Annotated in this window: 14 protein-coding genes; 13 read left to right on the top strand and 1 reads right to left on the bottom strand. The window is 70.4% G+C overall.

The genetic code is table 11. The annotated features are described in order from the left end of the window. The first annotated feature begins 17 nt into the window (after positions 1 to 17). The 9 genes from alaS to aroQ are packed head-to-tail and all read left to right on the top strand — an operon-like array spanning position 18 to position 9,333. Entirely contained in the window at positions 18 to 2,678 is a 2,661-nt protein-coding gene (gene alaS / locus FY549_RS12780; protein ID WP_149085355.1) for an alanine--tRNA ligase, read from the top strand. Further along, complete coding sequence (gene ruvX, locus FY549_RS12775; RefSeq protein WP_149085354.1) at positions 2,675 to 3,148, top strand: Holliday junction resolvase RuvX; 474 nt, start codon at positions 2,675 to 2,677, stop codon at positions 3,146 to 3,148. Before alaS ends, ruvX begins: the two co-directional genes overlap by 4 nt. A 2-nt stretch (positions 3,149 to 3,150) precedes the next feature. Next, positions 3,151 to 4,683 (top strand): endolytic transglycosylase MltG, encoded by a 1,533-nt coding sequence (gene mltG, locus FY549_RS12770; RefSeq protein WP_149085353.1) that lies wholly within the window; start codon positions 3,151 to 3,153, stop codon positions 4,681 to 4,683. A gap of 4 nt (positions 4,684 to 4,687) precedes the next feature. Next, complete coding sequence (locus FY549_RS12765; RefSeq protein ID WP_149085352.1) at positions 4,688 to 5,500, top strand: shikimate dehydrogenase; 813 nt, start codon at positions 4,688 to 4,690, stop codon at positions 5,498 to 5,500. 58 nt (positions 5,501 to 5,558) lie between these two features. Then, positions 5,559 to 6,788, top strand: coding sequence for a chorismate synthase (gene aroC, locus FY549_RS12760; protein WP_149085351.1), 1,230 nt, complete (start codon positions 5,559 to 5,561; stop codon positions 6,786 to 6,788). After that, the gene (locus FY549_RS12755; RefSeq protein WP_149085350.1) at positions 6,772 to 7,290 is read left to right on the top strand and encodes a shikimate kinase; all 519 of its coding nucleotides are present in this window, start codon (positions 6,772 to 6,774) and stop codon (positions 7,288 to 7,290) included. Before aroC ends, FY549_RS12755 begins: the two co-directional genes overlap by 17 nt. Beyond that, positions 7,287 to 8,375 (top strand): 3-dehydroquinate synthase, encoded by a 1,089-nt coding sequence (gene aroB, locus FY549_RS12750; RefSeq protein ID WP_149085349.1) that lies wholly within the window; start codon positions 7,287 to 7,289, stop codon positions 8,373 to 8,375. The genes FY549_RS12755 and aroB overlap by 4 nt, the downstream gene beginning before the upstream one ends. Further along, positions 8,372 to 8,896 carry a GNAT family N-acetyltransferase gene (locus FY549_RS12745; protein WP_149085348.1) on the top strand — a complete coding sequence of 175 codons (525 nt, stop codon included), beginning with the start codon at positions 8,372 to 8,374 and terminating at the stop codon, positions 8,894 to 8,896. The genes aroB and FY549_RS12745 overlap by 4 nt, the downstream gene beginning before the upstream one ends. Further along, positions 8,893 to 9,333, top strand: a complete 441-nt coding sequence (gene aroQ, locus FY549_RS12740; protein ID WP_149085347.1) for a type II 3-dehydroquinate dehydratase — start codon at positions 8,893 to 8,895, stop codon at positions 9,331 to 9,333. Before FY549_RS12745 ends, aroQ begins: the two co-directional genes overlap by 4 nt. Before the next feature lie 10 nt (positions 9,334 to 9,343). Here the strand turns inward: aroQ and FY549_RS12735 are convergent, their stop codons facing one another. Next, positions 9,344 to 9,682, bottom strand: a complete 339-nt coding sequence (locus FY549_RS12735; protein ID WP_149085346.1) for a hypothetical protein — start codon at positions 9,680 to 9,682, stop codon at positions 9,344 to 9,346. Between the two features lie 175 nt (positions 9,683 to 9,857). Between FY549_RS12735 and efp the strand changes: the two genes are divergently transcribed. The 4 genes from efp to FY549_RS12715 all read left to right on the top strand — a co-directional run bounded on the left by efp (position 9,858) and on the right by FY549_RS12715 (position 15,494). Next, positions 9,858 to 10,418: an elongation factor P gene (gene efp / locus FY549_RS12730; RefSeq protein WP_149085345.1), complete on the top strand. Its 561-nt coding sequence runs from the start codon at positions 9,858 to 9,860 to the stop codon at positions 10,416 to 10,418. A 3-nt stretch (positions 10,419 to 10,421) separates the two neighbouring features. Next, positions 10,422 to 10,832 carry a transcription antitermination factor NusB gene (gene nusB / locus FY549_RS12725; RefSeq protein ID WP_060922157.1) on the top strand — a complete coding sequence of 137 codons (411 nt, stop codon included), beginning with the start codon at positions 10,422 to 10,424 and terminating at the stop codon, positions 10,830 to 10,832. Positions 10,833 to 10,875: 43 nt separating this feature from the next. Beyond that, positions 10,876 to 13,836: a DEAD/DEAH box helicase gene (locus FY549_RS12720; RefSeq protein WP_149085344.1), complete on the top strand. Its 2,961-nt coding sequence runs from the start codon at positions 10,876 to 10,878 to the stop codon at positions 13,834 to 13,836. Positions 13,837 to 13,916: 80 nt separating this feature from the next. After that, a complete protein-coding gene (locus tag FY549_RS12715) occupies positions 13,917 to 15,494 on the top strand; it encodes a Rieske 2Fe-2S domain-containing protein (protein ID WP_149085343.1) in 1,578 nt (525 codons plus the stop codon). The last annotated feature ends 42 nt before the right edge of the window (positions 15,495 to 15,536 follow it).

The raw sequence follows: 15,536 nt of genomic DNA, 5'->3' as shown, positions 1-15,536 counted from the left end.
GGACATCCGGCACTCCTATGAAAACTGCGGAAATCGCGCAGCGCTATCTCTCCTACTTCGAGAAGAACGACCACCTCATCGTGCCCTCGGCATCGCTGGTCAGCGACGACCCGTCGCTGCTGTTCACGGTCGCCGGCATGGTCCCGATGATCCCGTACCTCACGGGCGTGGTCCCGGCGCCGCACCCGCGCATCGCCGATCTCCAGAAGTGCATCCGGACGAACGACATCGAAGAGGTCGGTCGCACGGCGCGTCACGGCACGTTCTTCCAGATGCTCGGCAACTGGTCGTTCGGCGACTACTTCAAGGAAGGCGCGATCCGCTACGCCTGGGAGCTGCTCACGAGCTCGGAGGCCGATGGCGGCCTCGGCTTCGACGAGAAGGACCTCTGGGTCACCGTCTACGAGACCGACGACGAGGCCGAGGCGATCTGGCGCGACATCATCGGGCTCAAGCCGGAGCGCATCCAGCGACTTGGGCGTGCGGACAACTACTGGAACACCGGGCAGCCCGGTCCCGGTGGCCCTGACTCCGAGATCTTCTTCGACCGCGGCCCGGCCTACGGCAGGGACGGCGGCCCCGCTGTCGACGATTCGCGGTTCCTGGAGATCTGGAACCTCGTGTTCATGCAGGACTTCATCGAGAACATCCGCGGCAAGACCGAGTTCGACATCGTCGGCGAACTGCCGATGAAGAACATCGACACCGGCATGGGTCTCGAGCGCGTCGCCTTCCTCAAGCAGGGCGTCGAGAACATGTACGAGACCGACCAGGTGCGTCCGGTCCTCGACCGCGCCGTCGAGCTCTCCGGCCGCCGCTACGGCGCCGTGCACGAGGACGACGTCCGCTTCCGCGTGATCGCGGATCACGTGCGCTCCTCGCTCATGCTCCTCTCCGACGGCGTCCGTCCGTCGAACGAGGGCCGCGGCTACATCCTGCGGCGCCTGATGCGCCGGACCGTCCGCGCCATGCGTCTGCTTGGGGTCGACGAGCCCGCGTTCCCCGAGCTGTTCGCCGCCTCCCGCGACGCGATGAAGTCGGCGTACCCGGAGCTGGAGCGCGACTGGTCGGTGCTCTCCTCGGCGGCGTTCGCCGAAGAAGAGACCTTCCGGCGCACGCTGGCGCAGGGGTCGACCATCCTCGACCTCGCCCTGGACGAGACGAAGAAGGGCGGCGGAAAAACTCTCAGCGGTTCGGAGGCGTTCCTGCTGCACGACACCTACGGCTTCCCGATCGACCTCACCCTGGAGGTCGCCGAAGAGGCCGGGCTGGACGTCGACCGCGCGGCGTTCGACTCGCTGATGCAGGAGCAGCGTCAGCGCGCGAAGGACGACGCCCGCAACCGCAAGCGCCAGCTCGCGGATGTCTCGGTGTACCGCGACCTGCGCGCGCTGGGCGAGACGGGCTTCGACGGCTACACTGCCCTCGAGGTGGAGTCCCGTGTGCTCGGCCTGCTCGTCGACGGCGCGCCGGTGCGCAGCGCCGCCGAGGGCCAGATCGCCGAGGTCGTGCTCGCCGAGACGACGCTGTACGCCGAGTCCGGTGGTCAGGTCGCCGACAAGGGCACCATCGTGGGCCCGGGCTACGAGCTCGAGGTGCTCGACGTGCAGCGTCCGGTCCCCGGGCTGATCAGCCACACGGTCGAGGTCTCCCGCGGCACGGTCGCGGTCGACGACATCGCGACGACGATCGTCGACGCCGCCAACCGCCGCGCCGCGCGTCAGGCGCATTCCGCCACCCACCTGGTGCACGCCGCCCTCCGCGACACGCTCGGCCCGACGGCCACGCAGTCCGGGTCGCTGAACCGCGCCGGGTACATGCGATTCGACTTCGCCTGGTCGCAGGCGCTGTCGATGGACACCCGCACGGAGATCGAGGAGATCACGAACCGTGCCGTGCAGGACGCCCTCGAGGTCACCACCCGCATCGTGACGCTCGACGAGGCCAAGGAAGCGGGCGCCATGGCGCTCTTCGGCGAGAAGTACGGCGACGTCGTGCGGATGGTCGACATCGGCGGCCCGTGGTCGCGCGAGCTCTGCGCCGGCACGCACGTGTCGACCAGCGCGGAGATCGGCCTGGTCAGCGTGGTGGGGGAGTCGTCGGTCGGCGCCTCCAACCGCCGAATCGAGGCTCTCGTCGGCGCGGACGCGTTCCGTGAGCTGGCGGCGGAGCGGGCGCTCGTCTCGCAGCTCACCGCTTCCCTGAAGACCCCGCGCGAGCAGCTCCCCGAGCGGATCGCCGATCTCGCCGCGAGCCTCAAGGCCGCGGAGAAGCGCATCGCCCAGTTCGAGGCGAAGGAGCGGGCGGGGCGCATTCCCGCCATTGCCGAAGCCGCGACGCGCGTCGGAGACTTCCGCGTGGCGGCGCAGACGCTGGGTGATGTGGCATCGGCGGACGATGTCCGCGAGCTCGTCAACGGCGTGCGCGACCGGCTCGGCTCCGACCCCGCGGTCGTCGCGCTCGGTGCGGTCGTCAACGGACGCCCCGTCGTCGTCGTCGCCACGAACGAGGCCGCGCGCGGTGCCGGTGCGAAGGCGGGTGCGCTCGCGAAGCGCGCCGCCGGGGTGCTCGGCGGAGGCGGCGGCGGTCGGGACGACGTGGCCCAGGGCGGCGGTACCGACGCAGCGGCACTGCCCGCCGCGCTCGAGGCCGTCTCCCAGGAGCTGCTCGGCGCGTGAGCGGTTATCGCCGCGGGGTCCGGCTCGGCATCGACGTCGGCCGGGCCCGCGTGGGCGTGGCCCGGTCCGACCCGGACGGGATGTTGGCCGTCCCCGTTGAGACCGTGCCGCGCGACGAGCGCTCGCTCACGCGCATCGCGGAGCTGGCTGCCGAGTACGAGCCGCTGGAGATCGTCGTCGGTCTGCCGGTGAACATGCAGGGCGCGGATACGCCGTCGACGGTCGATGCGCGGGAGTTCGCGGCCGCGCTCCAGGGGCGCAGCGGCGTGCCGGTACGCCTCGTGGACGAGCGTCTGAGCACCGTCTCCGCGCATGCGGCGTTGCGGAGTTCTGGGCGATCACAGAAGAACTCTCGTAGCATTGTGGATCAGGTCGCCGCCGTGGTGCTGCTGCAGCAGGCGATCGACACGGAGAAGAGCACCGGAAACCCGGCCGGTGCCCCGGTCCCCGTTGACGAGGAGCCCGCCTGAACATGTCCGAACGCGAGAGCCGTGCGCCCGAGCACGAGCAGAGCACCCGGTTGGGGGATCTGTTCGAGAACCTCCCCGCTCCGTCCCCCCAGGTCCCGACGGCCGGGGATGACACGCCGGCACCCGGATCCCGCCGTGCGGCCAGGGAGGCCGCCGCGCGCGAGCAGCAGGCGCCGCCGGCTCCCGACGCACCCGGTGCCGATGTGCCCGCCCGTCCGGTCTCGGCGTCGGCGGCCACCACCGCGGAGACACCGGCGGACGACCACCGGCCGGCGGTGCCCCACGCGGATGCCGAACCGGTCGTGACACGCGCGATGCCCGTCGCCGCGACGAGCGCGGATGAGACCCGCGCTCCGGGCCCGCGCCGGTCGACCGGCGCCGAAGACCCCGCACCGGCGCTGGGCGGAGGACTCGACGAGATCTTCGCGGCTCAGGACGACGGCCGCGATCACGGTGCGCCGACCAAGAAGAAGCGCCGCAAGGGCTGTCTCATCGCGCTGATCATCGTCCTCGTCATCCTCGGCGGCATCGCCGCCGGCGGAGTCTGGGTCGCGAACACCTTCGGCGACCGCATCGCGGACGCCATGGGGTGGGGGGAGCCGAAGGATTGGGAGCCCGGCCAGGCGACTGGTGAGGTGTTCGTCACGATCAAGGAGGGCGACACGGGTGGCCCCGTGTCGACGGCCCTCTACGAAGCCGGCGTCACGAAGACCGAGGACGTCTTCTACGACTACCTCATCGACGAGAACATCGCGGTGACCTTCTATCCCGGCGTCTACCGCCTGCAGGAGAAGATGACGGCGGAGGACGCTCTGGCCGCCCTCCGCAACGAGGAGAACAAGCTCGAGAACACCGTCTCCATGCCGGAGGGCGGGACGATCGAATCGGCCCTGCCATCCATGGCGGAGACTCTCGGGATGCCGCTGGCCGACCTCGAGGCAGCCGTCGCCGATCCGTCCGCGTACGGGGTGGAGGCGCAGAGCCTGGAGGGCTGGCTGTTCCCCGCGGTGTACACGTTCGACCCCGAGGTCACCGCGACGCAGGTCATCCAGCGCATGGTCGACCGGACGCGCGAATCGCTCGCCGCCGCCGGCGTCCCGGACGAGGACGCGCAGCGGATCCTCACGATCGCCTCGATCATCCAGCGTGAAGGCCGCACGGACGACTTCGCCAAGGTGTCCCGCGTGATCCAGAACCGTCTCGCCGACGACATGCTGCTCCAGATGGACTCGACGGCGCAGTACGGATACGGCTCCCTGCACGAGGGCGTGGTCTCGAGCTCGGCCGAGGCTCTGGAAGACCCCAACGAGTGGAACACTTACGTGAACAAGGGGCTTCCGGCCACGCCGATCGCGAGTCCGAACGATGCCGCGATCGATGCCGCGATGCACCCCGCGGACGGGCCGTGGATCTATTTCGTCACCGTCAACCTCGAGACCGGCGAGACGCAGTTCTCGGAGACCCTCGCGGAGCACGAGCAGGGCGTGGAGAAATGGCGGGACTGGTGCCGCGCGAACCCCGACGCCGGTTGCTGACGCGGTGAGCCGGATACGGCTGGCGGTCTGGGGCGACCCGATCGGGCACTCCCGTTCGCCGGAGCTGCACGCCGCGGCGTACGGCGTGCTCGGGCTGGACTGGGAGTACGGGCGCCGTCAGGTCGGGGCGGAAGGCTTTGCTGACGCGGTCGAGGCGCTCGACGACACCTGGCGCGGCCTGTCGCTGACGATGCCACTCAAAGAGGAGGCGTACCGATACGCCGCCACCCGAGACACCCACGCGGAGCTGACCGGCGCGGTCAACACGCTCCTGCTCTCCGAGACCCCGGCGGGATTCAACACCGACGTCGGCGGGATCGTCGATGCGCTCGGAGACGCCGGCATCCGCGAGGTCGGGACGGCGCGGATCCTGGGCGCCGGAGCCACGGCGGCCTCGGCCCTCGTCGCTGTCGCCGACCTGGGGGCGACACGCGTCGAGGTCGCCGCCCGTCGGCCGGAGCGCGCTGCGGGGCTCGTCCGGATCGGGGAGCGACGCGGCGTCGTAGTCACCCCGCGCTCGCTCGACGAGGCGGACGGCGCCGTGGACCTCACGGTGGCGACCCTGCCCTCCGGCACCACGCTGCCGCCGGAGACCGCCGCCCGCCTGACCGAGACCGGCGGTACGCTGTTCGACGCCGCCTACGCCCCCTGGCCGTCCGCGCTGGCGACGGCGTGGGGTGCAGCACCGGTGGTCTCCGGGCTCGGGATGCTGCTGCATCAGGCGGTCCGGCAGATCCGGATCTTCCTGCACGGCGACCCTGTCACGCCGCTGCCGGACGAGGACGCGGTCCTCGCCGCGATGCGCGCCACCCTCTGAGCGCCGCCCGACGAAACGCGGCACGTCGCGGGGGGAAACGCATGGGAGACTAGAGCACATGCTCCGCGTGCTCACGGCCGGCGAATCGCACGGCCCAGAACTCATCGCCGTCATGGAGGGTCTGCCCTCCGGCGTCCCGGTGTCGTCCGAGGCCATCCAGGCCGACCTCGCCCGCCGCAAGCTCGGCTATGGACGCGGCTCGCGGATGAAGTTCGAACAGGATGAGCTCACGATCTCCGGTGGCGTCCGGCACGGGAAGACGCTGGGCAGCCCCATCGCGCTGCGCATCGGCAACACCGAGTGGCCGAAGTGGATCGAGGTCATGAACCCGGAGCCGGTGGAGCTCACCGACCGCTCGCGCGGTCGTGGCGCCCCGCTGACCCGGCCGCGGCCGGGGCATGCTGACCTCGTGGGCATGCAGAAGTACGACTTCGACGAGGCCCGTCCGATCCTCGAGCGCGCGAGCGCGCGGGAGACCGCCGCCCGCGTGGCGCTCGGCGCCGTCGCCCGCTCCTTCCTCGGCGAGCTCGGCATCCGGCTCGTCAGCCACACGCTCTCCATCGGGCCAGTGCGTGTGCCGGACGGGGCGGCGCTGCCGACCCCGGACGACGTGGACGCGCTGGACGCCGACCCGCTGCGGTGCTTCGACCCCGCGACCTCGGCGCTCATGGTCGCCGAGGTCGACGACGCCAAGAAGGACGGCGACACCCTCGGCGGCATCGTCGAGGTCCTCGCGTACGGCCTGCCGCCGGGGCTCGGCTCCCACGTGCACTGGGATCGCCGCCTGGACGCCCGGCTGGCCCAGGCGCTCATGAGCATCCAGGCGATCAAGGGCGTGGAGGTCGGCGACGGCTTTGAAACCACGCGCCGCCGCGGCTCCGCCGCCCACGACGAGCTCTTCGCCACCGTCGACGGCATCGCCCGCGGCACGGACCGGGCCGGCGGCACCGAGGGCGGCATGTCCACCGGAACCGTGCTGCGCGTGCGGGCCGGCATGAAGCCGATCGCGACCGTGCCGCACGCGCTGCGCACGATCGACGTCGCGACCGGCGACGAGGCGACCGCGCATCACCAGCGTTCCGACGTCTGTGCCGTGCCCGCGGCGGGCGTCGTCGCGGAGGCCATGGTCGCCATCGAGCTGGCGCGCGCCGTGCTGGAGAAGTTCGGCGGCGACAGTATCCGCGAGACGCGCCGCAACCTGGAGGGGTACCTCGACGGCATCCCCGCGGAGCTGCGCACGGCCCCCGCGTCCGAGGCGGCGCTCATCGCGCATGACGAACGAGGCTGAGCCGCTGACGCTGGTCCTCGTGGGACCGATGGCGGCCGGCAAGACCAGCGTCGGGCGACGGGTCGCGCGGCGGCTGGGCGTCGCCTTCATCGACACCGACAAGCGCATCGTCGCCGCGCACGGCCCGATCCCGGAGATCTTCGCCGCGCACGGCGAGGCGCACTTCCGAGACCTGGAGCGCGCGGCGGTCCGCGAGGCCCTCGCCGAGGGCGGGGTGATCTCCCTCGGTGGCGGCGCCGTCACGGATCCGGAGACGCGCGCGCTGCTGCACGCCCATCCTGTGGTCTTCCTCACCGTGAGCGAGGCCGCGGTGGCCGACCGCCTGCGCGGCGGGACGCGCCCGCTGCTGGCGGGCGAGGACCCGGTCGAGAAGTGGAAGCGCATCTTCGCCGAACGGCGAGGATGGTACGACGAGGTGGCGTCGACCACGTTCGACACCTCGCGGCGTCCGATGCAGCGCATCGCGGACGAGATCGTGGCATGGAGGAGAGAACAGCGATGAGCACGACGACCATCAGCGTCACCGGGAACGACGCCTACGACATCACGATCGGACGTGGGATCCTCGCACAGGTGTCGGCGGCTCTGGCCCCGGGCGTCCGCAAGATCCTCGTCGTGCACCCGCCGACCCTCGCGGCGCGCGCCGCCGAACTCCGGGACCGGCTGCTCGCCGACACCGCGGACGGCCCGCGCGAGGTGCTGCTCGCCGAGATCCCGGACGCCGAGCAGGGCAAGCGCATCGAGGTCGCCGCGTTCTGCTGGCAGGTCATGGGCCAGGCCGATTTCACCCGAACGGATGCCGTCATCGGCTACGGCGGGGGAGCGGTGACCGACCTCGCCGGCTTCGTCGCGGCGACCTGGCTGCGCGGGATCCAGATCGTCCAGGTGCCGACCACCGTGCTCGGCCTCGTGGATGCCGCTGTAGGGGGCAAGACCGGGGTCAACACCGCAGAGGGCAAGAACCTCGTCGGTGCCTTCTGGGCGCCCCGCGCCGTCATCGGCGACCTCGACGAACTGGGCAGCCTGAGTCCGAACGAGGCCACTGCCGGGTTCGCGGAGGTCGTCAAGGCCGGCTTCATCTGGGCGCCGGAGATCCTCGACATCGTCGAGGCCGATCCCACGCGTGCGGTCGACACCTCGACGGACGAGTTCCGCCGGGCCGTCGAGCTCGCGATCGACATGAAGGCACAGGTCGTCTCGGACGACTTCCGCGAGGCCGGACAGCGCGAGATCCTGAACTACGGCCACACGCTCGGGCACGCGATCGAGCACGCCGAGCGGTACCGCTGGCGGCACGGGGCGGCCATCTCGATCGGCATGCTGTACGCCGCGGAGCTGTCGCGGCTCGCCGGGCGGTTGTCGGACGCCGCGGCGGAGCGCCACCGCACGATCCTGGAGTCGCTGGGCCTTCCGACGTCGTACCGGGCCGGGGCCTGGCCGCAGCTGCTCGCCACGATGCAGCGCGACAAGAAGAGCCGCGGCGGGATGCTCCGCTTCATCTTGCTCGACGACATCGCCAAGCCCACCGTGCTCCAGGCGCCGGACGAGTCGCTGCTGTTCGCCGCGTACCAGGAGATCGGCGCATGAGCTTCGCCGTCCGGCGCATCACCGCGGAGGACTGGCGGGAGGTCAAGGCGCTGCGCCTGCAGGCCCTCGCCGACCCGGCCGCGCCGATGGCCTTCCTCGACACCGTCGAGCACGCCACGGCGCAGGCCGACCGCTTCTGGCAGGAGCGTGCGGCGAACGCGGCGGGCGACGCCGCCGCGGCGCAGTTCGTCGCGATCGCCGACGACGGCACGTGGACCGGGACCGTGACCGTGCTCCCGCATCGCGAGCAGCACGACGCCGGACTGGTCGTGGGGGTCTACGTGGCGGATGACCACCGGGGCGCCGGAGTCATCGATGCCCTCCTCGATGCCGCGGCCGCCTGGGCACGCGACCGCGGTCTCCGCGCGCTCGTGCTCGAGGTCCACGTCGACAACGAGCGCGCGCAGGCGGTCTATCGTCGGCGTGGGTTCGTCCGGACCGGGGAGATCGAGACGCCCGACTTCGGTCGGGAATGGGTCATGCGCCGTGAGCTGATCGATGCGGGGAGCGTGTCCGCATGACGCCGCCGCGCCGGCTGCTGCTCGTCAACGGCCCCAACCTGAACCTGCTCGGCACCCGCGAACCGGCGGTCTACGGCACGGCGACTCTGGCCGATGTCGAGCGGATCACCGCAGACGCCGCCGCCCCGCTCGGATACGAGGTGCGGGCGCTGCAGAGCAACCACGAGGGCGTCCTCATCGACGCGATCCACGAGGCTCGCGCCGACTGCGCGGGCATCGTCATCAACCCGGGCGGCCTCACGCACACCTCGGTCGCCCTGCGCGACGCGCTCACGGGCGTCGCGCTGCCGTTCGCGGAGGTGCACATCTCCGACGTGTACGCCCGAGAGGAGTTCCGTCACCATTCGTTCCTGCACGACGTCGCCGCGGTCCGTGTCATCGGACGCGGCGTCGACGGCTATGCGGACGCGGTGCGGGAGCTCATCGCGCGCCTCTGACGACGCGGGGTCAGGGGAGACCGACGAGCAGCACGCAGACGGTGATGCCGACCAGGGTCAGCAGAGCCATGGCGAGGAAGCAGCCGGCGAGCGCCCGCAGCCGAGGGCGCACGCTCGTCACGGTGAGGCGGACGACCACCATCGCCGCCAGGCCCAGCACCAGGACGATCGCCGTGATGAGGCCGACCGTTCCTGCCGCGCCGCCACTGCCGACGATGCCGATCAGCGGTACGAGGCTGACTGCGGTGAAGATCGCGGCGACGATCAGCCAGACCGCCCCGGAGGACGTTCTCAGCGCCGGCTGATTCGCCATCCTGGTCGGGTCGCGGTCGCGGTCGTTCTCGCTCATCTCGATTCCTCCTGTCCAGGTCCACGCTGCCGAGGGAGGACACCGGCGTCACGGGGGTTCCCCTCCCGCGGAGGAGCGTCTATCGTGCCCACGCGGCGTCCCGCACCGGGCATCCCGTAGAATCGACTGTCGGCCGACCCCGGCCCCACGGACTCAGGAACGGAACTCCTCGCACATGGCATCCACCGCAGACATCAAGAACGGCGTCGTCCTCAGCATCGACGGGCAGCTCTGGAGCGTCATCGAGTTCCAGCACGTCAAGCCCGGCAAGGGTGGCGCGTTCGTCCGCACGAAGCTGAAGAACGTCGTCTCCGGCAAGGTCGTCGACCGCACGTACAACGCCGGCGCGAAGATCGACATCGAGAACGTCGACCGCCGCGACTACACCTACCTGTACACCGACGGTGACGGGTTCGTGTTCATGGACCAGACCGACTTCGACCAGATCACGCTGCCTGCCGCCACGGTCGGCGACGCGAAGAACTTCCTGCTCGAGAACCAGCAGGTCACGATCGCCCTCAACAACGGCAACCCGCTCTACATCGACCTCCCGGCGTCGGTCATCCTCGAGGTGACGTACACCGAGCCCGGCCTGCAGGGCGACCGGTCGTCCGCCGGCACCAAGCCGGCAACGCTGGAGACCGGCTACGAGATCCAGGTGCCGCTGTTCCTGGAGACCGGCACGAAGGTCAAGGTCGACACCCGCACGGGCGAGTACCTCGGCCGCGAGAAGTAAGGCGTGAGCGCCCGCACGAAGGCGCGCAAGCGCGCGCTCGACATCCTATTCTCCGCCGACGTCCGCGGCGACGAGGTCGCGGTGGCCCTCGCCGCCGAGGCGAAGCGCGCGGCGAACGAGCCCGCACGCGAGGCGTCGTGGCTGTACGCCCGCGAGATCGTCGACGGCATCATCGACCAGCGCGACGAGATCGACGAGCAGATCACGACGCACAGCCGTGACTGGAAGCTCGAGCGGATGCCCGCTGTCGACCGCGCCCTGCTGCGCATCGGCGCGTGGGAGATCCTCTACAACGACGAGGTTCCGACCGCGGTCGCGATCGACGAGGCGGTGGAGCTCGCGAAGGAGTTCTCCACCGACGAGTCGGGCGCCTTCGTGCACGGCGTGCTCGCCCGCGTCGCCCGCTCGGCCTGAGCGCCGCAGCAGCGGTGTCGGCGGCGGCGGGCAGGATCGTCCCATGATCCACCCGCAGCCCGCCTCCTCCGGCACCCCGGGAGACGGGGCGCGCGACTGGCGGGCCCTGTTCGAGGCGGGCGCAGCTCCGGCGGCGACGACACCCCTGGCTCTCGGATTCGAGCTGCGAGTCCGAGACGCCCGTGGTGCCAATCCGTGGGCGTCGCGTCCGCAGCGCACCGCGACTCCGCGCGACGTCGCGAGGGCGACAGGCGAGATCCTGCTCGGCATCCGTCCCCTGGAGCGGAGCGCGGCGACCGGGGCCTGGGTGCTCGGTTCCGCGACCTGGGACGCGGTGCGCCGCGCCCCCGACCAGTACGGTCGTGAACGGTCGCGGTGGTTCGCCGATCTGCTCAGCATCGCGCGCGACGCGCTGCTCTCCGGTACAGCGGGGGACTGGCTCGTCGCCGACCTGATCGAGTCGCGACTGCTCTGGGGGCACCTCCGCTCGGCGACCGAGCTCGGCATCCCGCTCGTGGCCGCCCAGCGGTCGACGACGCTCGCCCTCGCGGACACCGCGGAACTGACGGCTGACGTGTCCCGCGATGACGACGGCGTCCTCGTCGTCCGTCCGGTCGTGACCCTCGACGGGCGCGAGACGGCGCCGGGCAGCGTCCGGGCTCTCGGGCGGTCCGGCGTGTACGAGATCGCGCAGAGCGGGTCACGGCTGCACGTGACCCTCGCAGAGCTTCCGCTCGCCGGTCCGGGCGAGTCGCTGCTCCGAGCCGAGACGCTCCTGGTCCCCGCGGAGGAGGAGGCGGCTTTCCTCCACGAGGCGTATCCGCTCCTCGCGCGCCGTATCCCCGTCCGCGCGGTCGGCCGCGTCGCGCTGCCCGCCCTCCCGCCGCCTCGCCCGGTGCTGCAGGTGGCGTTCCGCCGAGGGGACACCGTGGAGTACGCGTTCGAGTGGGACTATCGCGGCTTCGGGAGGGTGCCGTTCGCCCCGGGGCCGGAAGCCGTGAGGGACCCGGCGGCCGAAGCCGGCGGAGCGGACACGCTCCGAAACATCTGGCGGGAGCGCGGCCTGGAGTTCGCTCCCGCGGGCGCCTTTCACGACGTCGAGGCTGCGGAGTTCATGACCCGTGTCGTCCCCGCGCTGGAGGCCGAAGGCGTCGCGGTGGAGGTGTCCGGCCGTCGCAAGACGTATCGCGAACTCGCCGGCGAGCCGGAGATCACCGTCTCGACCGTGGAGAGCACGGACCCGGACTGGTTCGACCTCGGCGTGATCGTGCGCATCGATGGAAGGAACATCCCGTTCGAGCCGTTGTTCGCGGCCCTCAGCGCGGGGCGGCGCAAGCTCCTGCTCGTCGACGGCAGCTACTTCTCGCTGAATCACCCGGCTCTGGACCGGCTGCGCGACCTGCTCGACGAGGCCGGGGATCTTGATGAGTGGGAGACGGGTCCGCGGATCAGCCGTCATCAGACGGACCTCTGGGAGGAGTTCGAGGATCTGGCGGATGAGGCCCATCCCGCCGTGAGCTGGCGCGCCACCGCCGAGGGGCTGCGCACTGCGTCGACGGTGCCTCCGGTGCCGATCCCGCCCGGGCTCACCGCGCAGCTCCGGCCGTACCAGAAGGAGGGCCTCGATTGGCTTGCGTTCCTCTGGGCGCACCGCCTCGGCGGCATCCTCGCCGACGACATGGGGCTCGGAAAGACCGTGCAGCTCCTCGCGCTCATCCTGCATGCCCGTGCGGCAGGGGAGGACCGGCCTTTTCTCGTGGTCGTACCGACGTCCGTGCTGTCCACCTGGCGCACCGAGGCGGCTCGATTCGCGCCCGGGCTGCGCGTGATCAGTCGCGGGTCGACCGCCGGTCCATCCGTGGGCGTCACGGCGGGCGACGCCGACGTCGTGCTCACGACCTACGCCGTCGCCCGTCTCGACGAGGAGGCGTACGCGGGCGTCGCCTGGGCTGGGCTCATCCTCGACGAGGCCCAGTTCGTCAAGAATCCGGAGACGAAGCTCCACCGTTCGATCGCACGTTTTCCCGCCGACGTGACGATCGCGGTGACGGGCACGCCGCTGGAGAACAGTCTCTCGGAACTGTGGGCGCTGCTGAAGCTCACCGCGCCCGGCCTGTTCGCCTCGGCCCGGAAGTTCCGCGAGCAGTACATCCAACCGATCGAGCAGGGCAAGGTCCCGGAGAACGCGGAAGGCGGGCCGTATCGGCAGCGTCGCCTCGCCCAGCTCCGACGGCGGATCCGCCCGCTGGTCCTCCGCCGTACCAAGGAGCTCGTCGCCCCCGAGCTGCCGCCGAAGCAGGAGCAGGTGCTGGAGGTCGAGCTGAGTCCCGGGCACCGGGAGCTCTACGAGACCGTGCTGCAGCGCGAGCGACAGAAGGTGCTCGGCCTGCTGGAAGACCTGGACCGCAACCGCTTCATCGTGTTCCGCTCGCTGACCCTGTTGCGTCTGCTCAGCCTCGCTCCGGCGTTGATCGACGCCGCCGATGCACGGCTCGGTTCCCGCAAGCTCGACGTGCTCCTGGAGCGGATCGTCGAACTGCAGGCGGAAGGGCACAGGGCGCTCGTCTTCAGTCAGTTCACGTCCTACCTGGACATGGCGGCCGCGCGCCTGGACGCCGCCGGGATCCCCTACGCGCACCTCGACGGTTCCACGCGGCGCCGTGAGGGAGTCGTCGCCGACTTCACCGCGGGGGAGCAGCCCGTGTTCCTCATCAGCCTGAAGGCCGGCGGGTTCGGGCTCACGCTGACCGAGGCCGACTACGTCTTCCTCCTCGACCCGTGGTGGAACCCGGCCGCCGAGGCCCAGGCCGTCGACCGCACGCACCGCATCGGCCAGCGCAGTCAGGTGTTCGTCTACCGGATGATCGCGACCGGCACGATCGAGGAGAAGGTCCTCGCGCTGCAACGCCGCAAGGCGCGATTGTTCACGGCCGTGCTGGACGACGACGCGCTCTTCGCCCAGACGCTGACCGCCGAGGACATCCGCGGCCTCTTCGGCGACTAGCCCCTTTTCCCCGGCCCGTCCCGCCGGGCGCTCAGGGAGGCGCCGGTACAATCGAACGGTTCATCTTCGAGAGGAATGCAATGCGGATCACGGGGCTCGGCCATGCCGGCATGTTCATCGAGACGCTGGGCGGCAACATCATCTGCGACCCTGTGCTCGGCCCGTCCTTCTTCGGGTCCTGGTTCCCGTTCCCGGACAACCGCGCCCTCGACTGGGAGCGATACGGACGCGAAGCCGACTTCCTGTACATCTCGCACCGGCACCGCGACCACTTCGACCCCGCGCTGCTCGAGCGCTACATCCGCAAGGACATCGAGGTGCTCCTGCCGGAGTACCCGATCGACGACCTGGAGCAGGACATCCGGGCGCTCGGGTACACGAACATCACCTACGCGCCGGCCGGTGAGATCATCGAGCGCGGGGCGCTGAAGATGATGATCACCCCGCTGCGCGCCCCCAGCGACGGCCCGATCGGCGACTCGTCTCTCAGCGTGGACGACGGCACCGGGTCGATGCTCAACCAGAACGACTCGCACCCGCTCGACCTCGAGAAGCTCCTGCACTTCGGTAAGCCGGACGCCTATTTCACGCAGGTCTCCGGTGCGATCTGGTGGCCCATGGTCTACGACCTGCCTCTGGACGCCAAGCAGAACTTCGCCCGTCTCAAGCGGGAGGCGCAGAACAAGCGCGCGATGTACTACATCGAGAAGGTCGACGCGCCGCACGTCTTCCCGATGGCGGGCCCGCCCATGTTCCTCCGCGACGACCTCTTCGACTTCAACGGCATGGGCCGCAACGGCGAGTCCATCTTCACGGACCAGAAGCAGTTCATCGCGCACATGAAGGAGCTGGAGCCGAAGTACGACGGACAGCTCTTCGTCCCCGGAACTCTCGTCACGATCGACGGCGGCGCGGTGACCACGGAACAGACGCTCTACACCGAGGCCGAGCTCGACCACATCTTCGACGAGAAGTGGGAGTACCTGGAGGAGCAGCGCGCGACACGGCAGCAGGAGATCCGGGACGAGGAGGCCTCCCGCGCCGAGATCATCCCTCCCGATGAGATGCTGCTGGCGATCAAGGAGTGGTGGGAGCCGCTGCTGAAGAAGTCGCGCACCATCCGCCTCGGCGTCGGTGGCCACGTCCGTTTCCGCATCGGGGACCTCGATATGGTCGTGGACTTCCCCCGTGCCAAGGTCCGCGAGTATGCGGGGGAGGAGTGCGTGTACTGGTACACGATCCCAGCCGACCTCGTGTCGACGAACATCCGTGACCACGAGATCGACTGGTCCAACTCGATCTTCCTGTCGATGCAGTTCTCCGTCGGGCGCAGCGGCAAGTTCAACGAGTTCCTCACCACGTTCCTCAAGTGTCTCTCGGTCGACCGGATCGAGTACGTCGAGAACTGGTACCAGGAGCAGACGGACCAGACCGAGGACGCCGAGATCGGTGACTGGGTCGTCCAGCGGCGCTGCCCGCACCTGCGCGCCGATCTCACCAAGACCGGGAAGGTCGACGAGGACGGCATCCTGACGTGCAGCATGCACGACTGGAAGTGGGACCTGAACACCGGACGCTGCCTCTCGACGAGCGGTCACCCGATCCGCTCCTCCAAGATCGACGACGTGACGGACCCGGTGCTCCGCGAGGCGAGCTGACCGGGCGGAGCATCGCGGGTCCGATACACTGGCACCACGAAG

Source organism: Microbacterium sp. 1S1 (assembly GCF_008271365.1).
GTDB lineage: Bacteria > Actinomycetota > Actinomycetes > Actinomycetales > Microbacteriaceae > Microbacterium.
This window is presented reverse-complemented; position numbering and strand designations above follow the sequence as displayed.

Bases quoted from the DNA above. Each gene is read 5' to 3' on its own strand.
- FY549_RS12720 (WP_149085344.1), top strand. From the start codon at position 10,876: ATGATCCACCCGCAGCCCGCCTCCTCCGGCACCCCGGGAGACGGGGCG.
- aroQ (WP_149085347.1), top strand. From the start codon at position 8,893: ATGACGCCGCCGCGCCGGCTGCTGCTCGTCAACGGCCCCAACCTGAAC.
- mltG (WP_149085353.1), top strand. From the start codon at position 3,151: ATGTCCGAACGCGAGAGCCGTGCGCCCGAGCACGAGCAGAGCACCCGG.
- aroC (WP_149085351.1), top strand. From the start codon at position 5,559: ATGCTCCGCGTGCTCACGGCCGGCGAATCGCACGGCCCAGAACTCATC.
- FY549_RS12755 (WP_149085350.1), top strand. From the start codon at position 6,772: ATGACGAACGAGGCTGAGCCGCTGACGCTGGTCCTCGTGGGACCGATG.
- FY549_RS12715 (WP_149085343.1), top strand. From the start codon at position 13,917: ATGCGGATCACGGGGCTCGGCCATGCCGGCATGTTCATCGAGACGCTG.
- FY549_RS12745 (WP_149085348.1), top strand. From the start codon at position 8,372: ATGAGCTTCGCCGTCCGGCGCATCACCGCGGAGGACTGGCGGGAGGTC.
- alaS (WP_149085355.1), top strand. From the start codon at position 18: ATGAAAACTGCGGAAATCGCGCAGCGCTATCTCTCCTACTTCGAGAAG.
- aroB (WP_149085349.1), top strand. From the start codon at position 7,287: ATGAGCACGACGACCATCAGCGTCACCGGGAACGACGCCTACGACATC.
- efp (WP_149085345.1), top strand. From the start codon at position 9,858: ATGGCATCCACCGCAGACATCAAGAACGGCGTCGTCCTCAGCATCGAC.
- FY549_RS12735 (WP_149085346.1), bottom strand. From the start codon at position 9,682: ATGAGCGAGAACGACCGCGACCGCGACCCGACCAGGATGGCGAATCAG.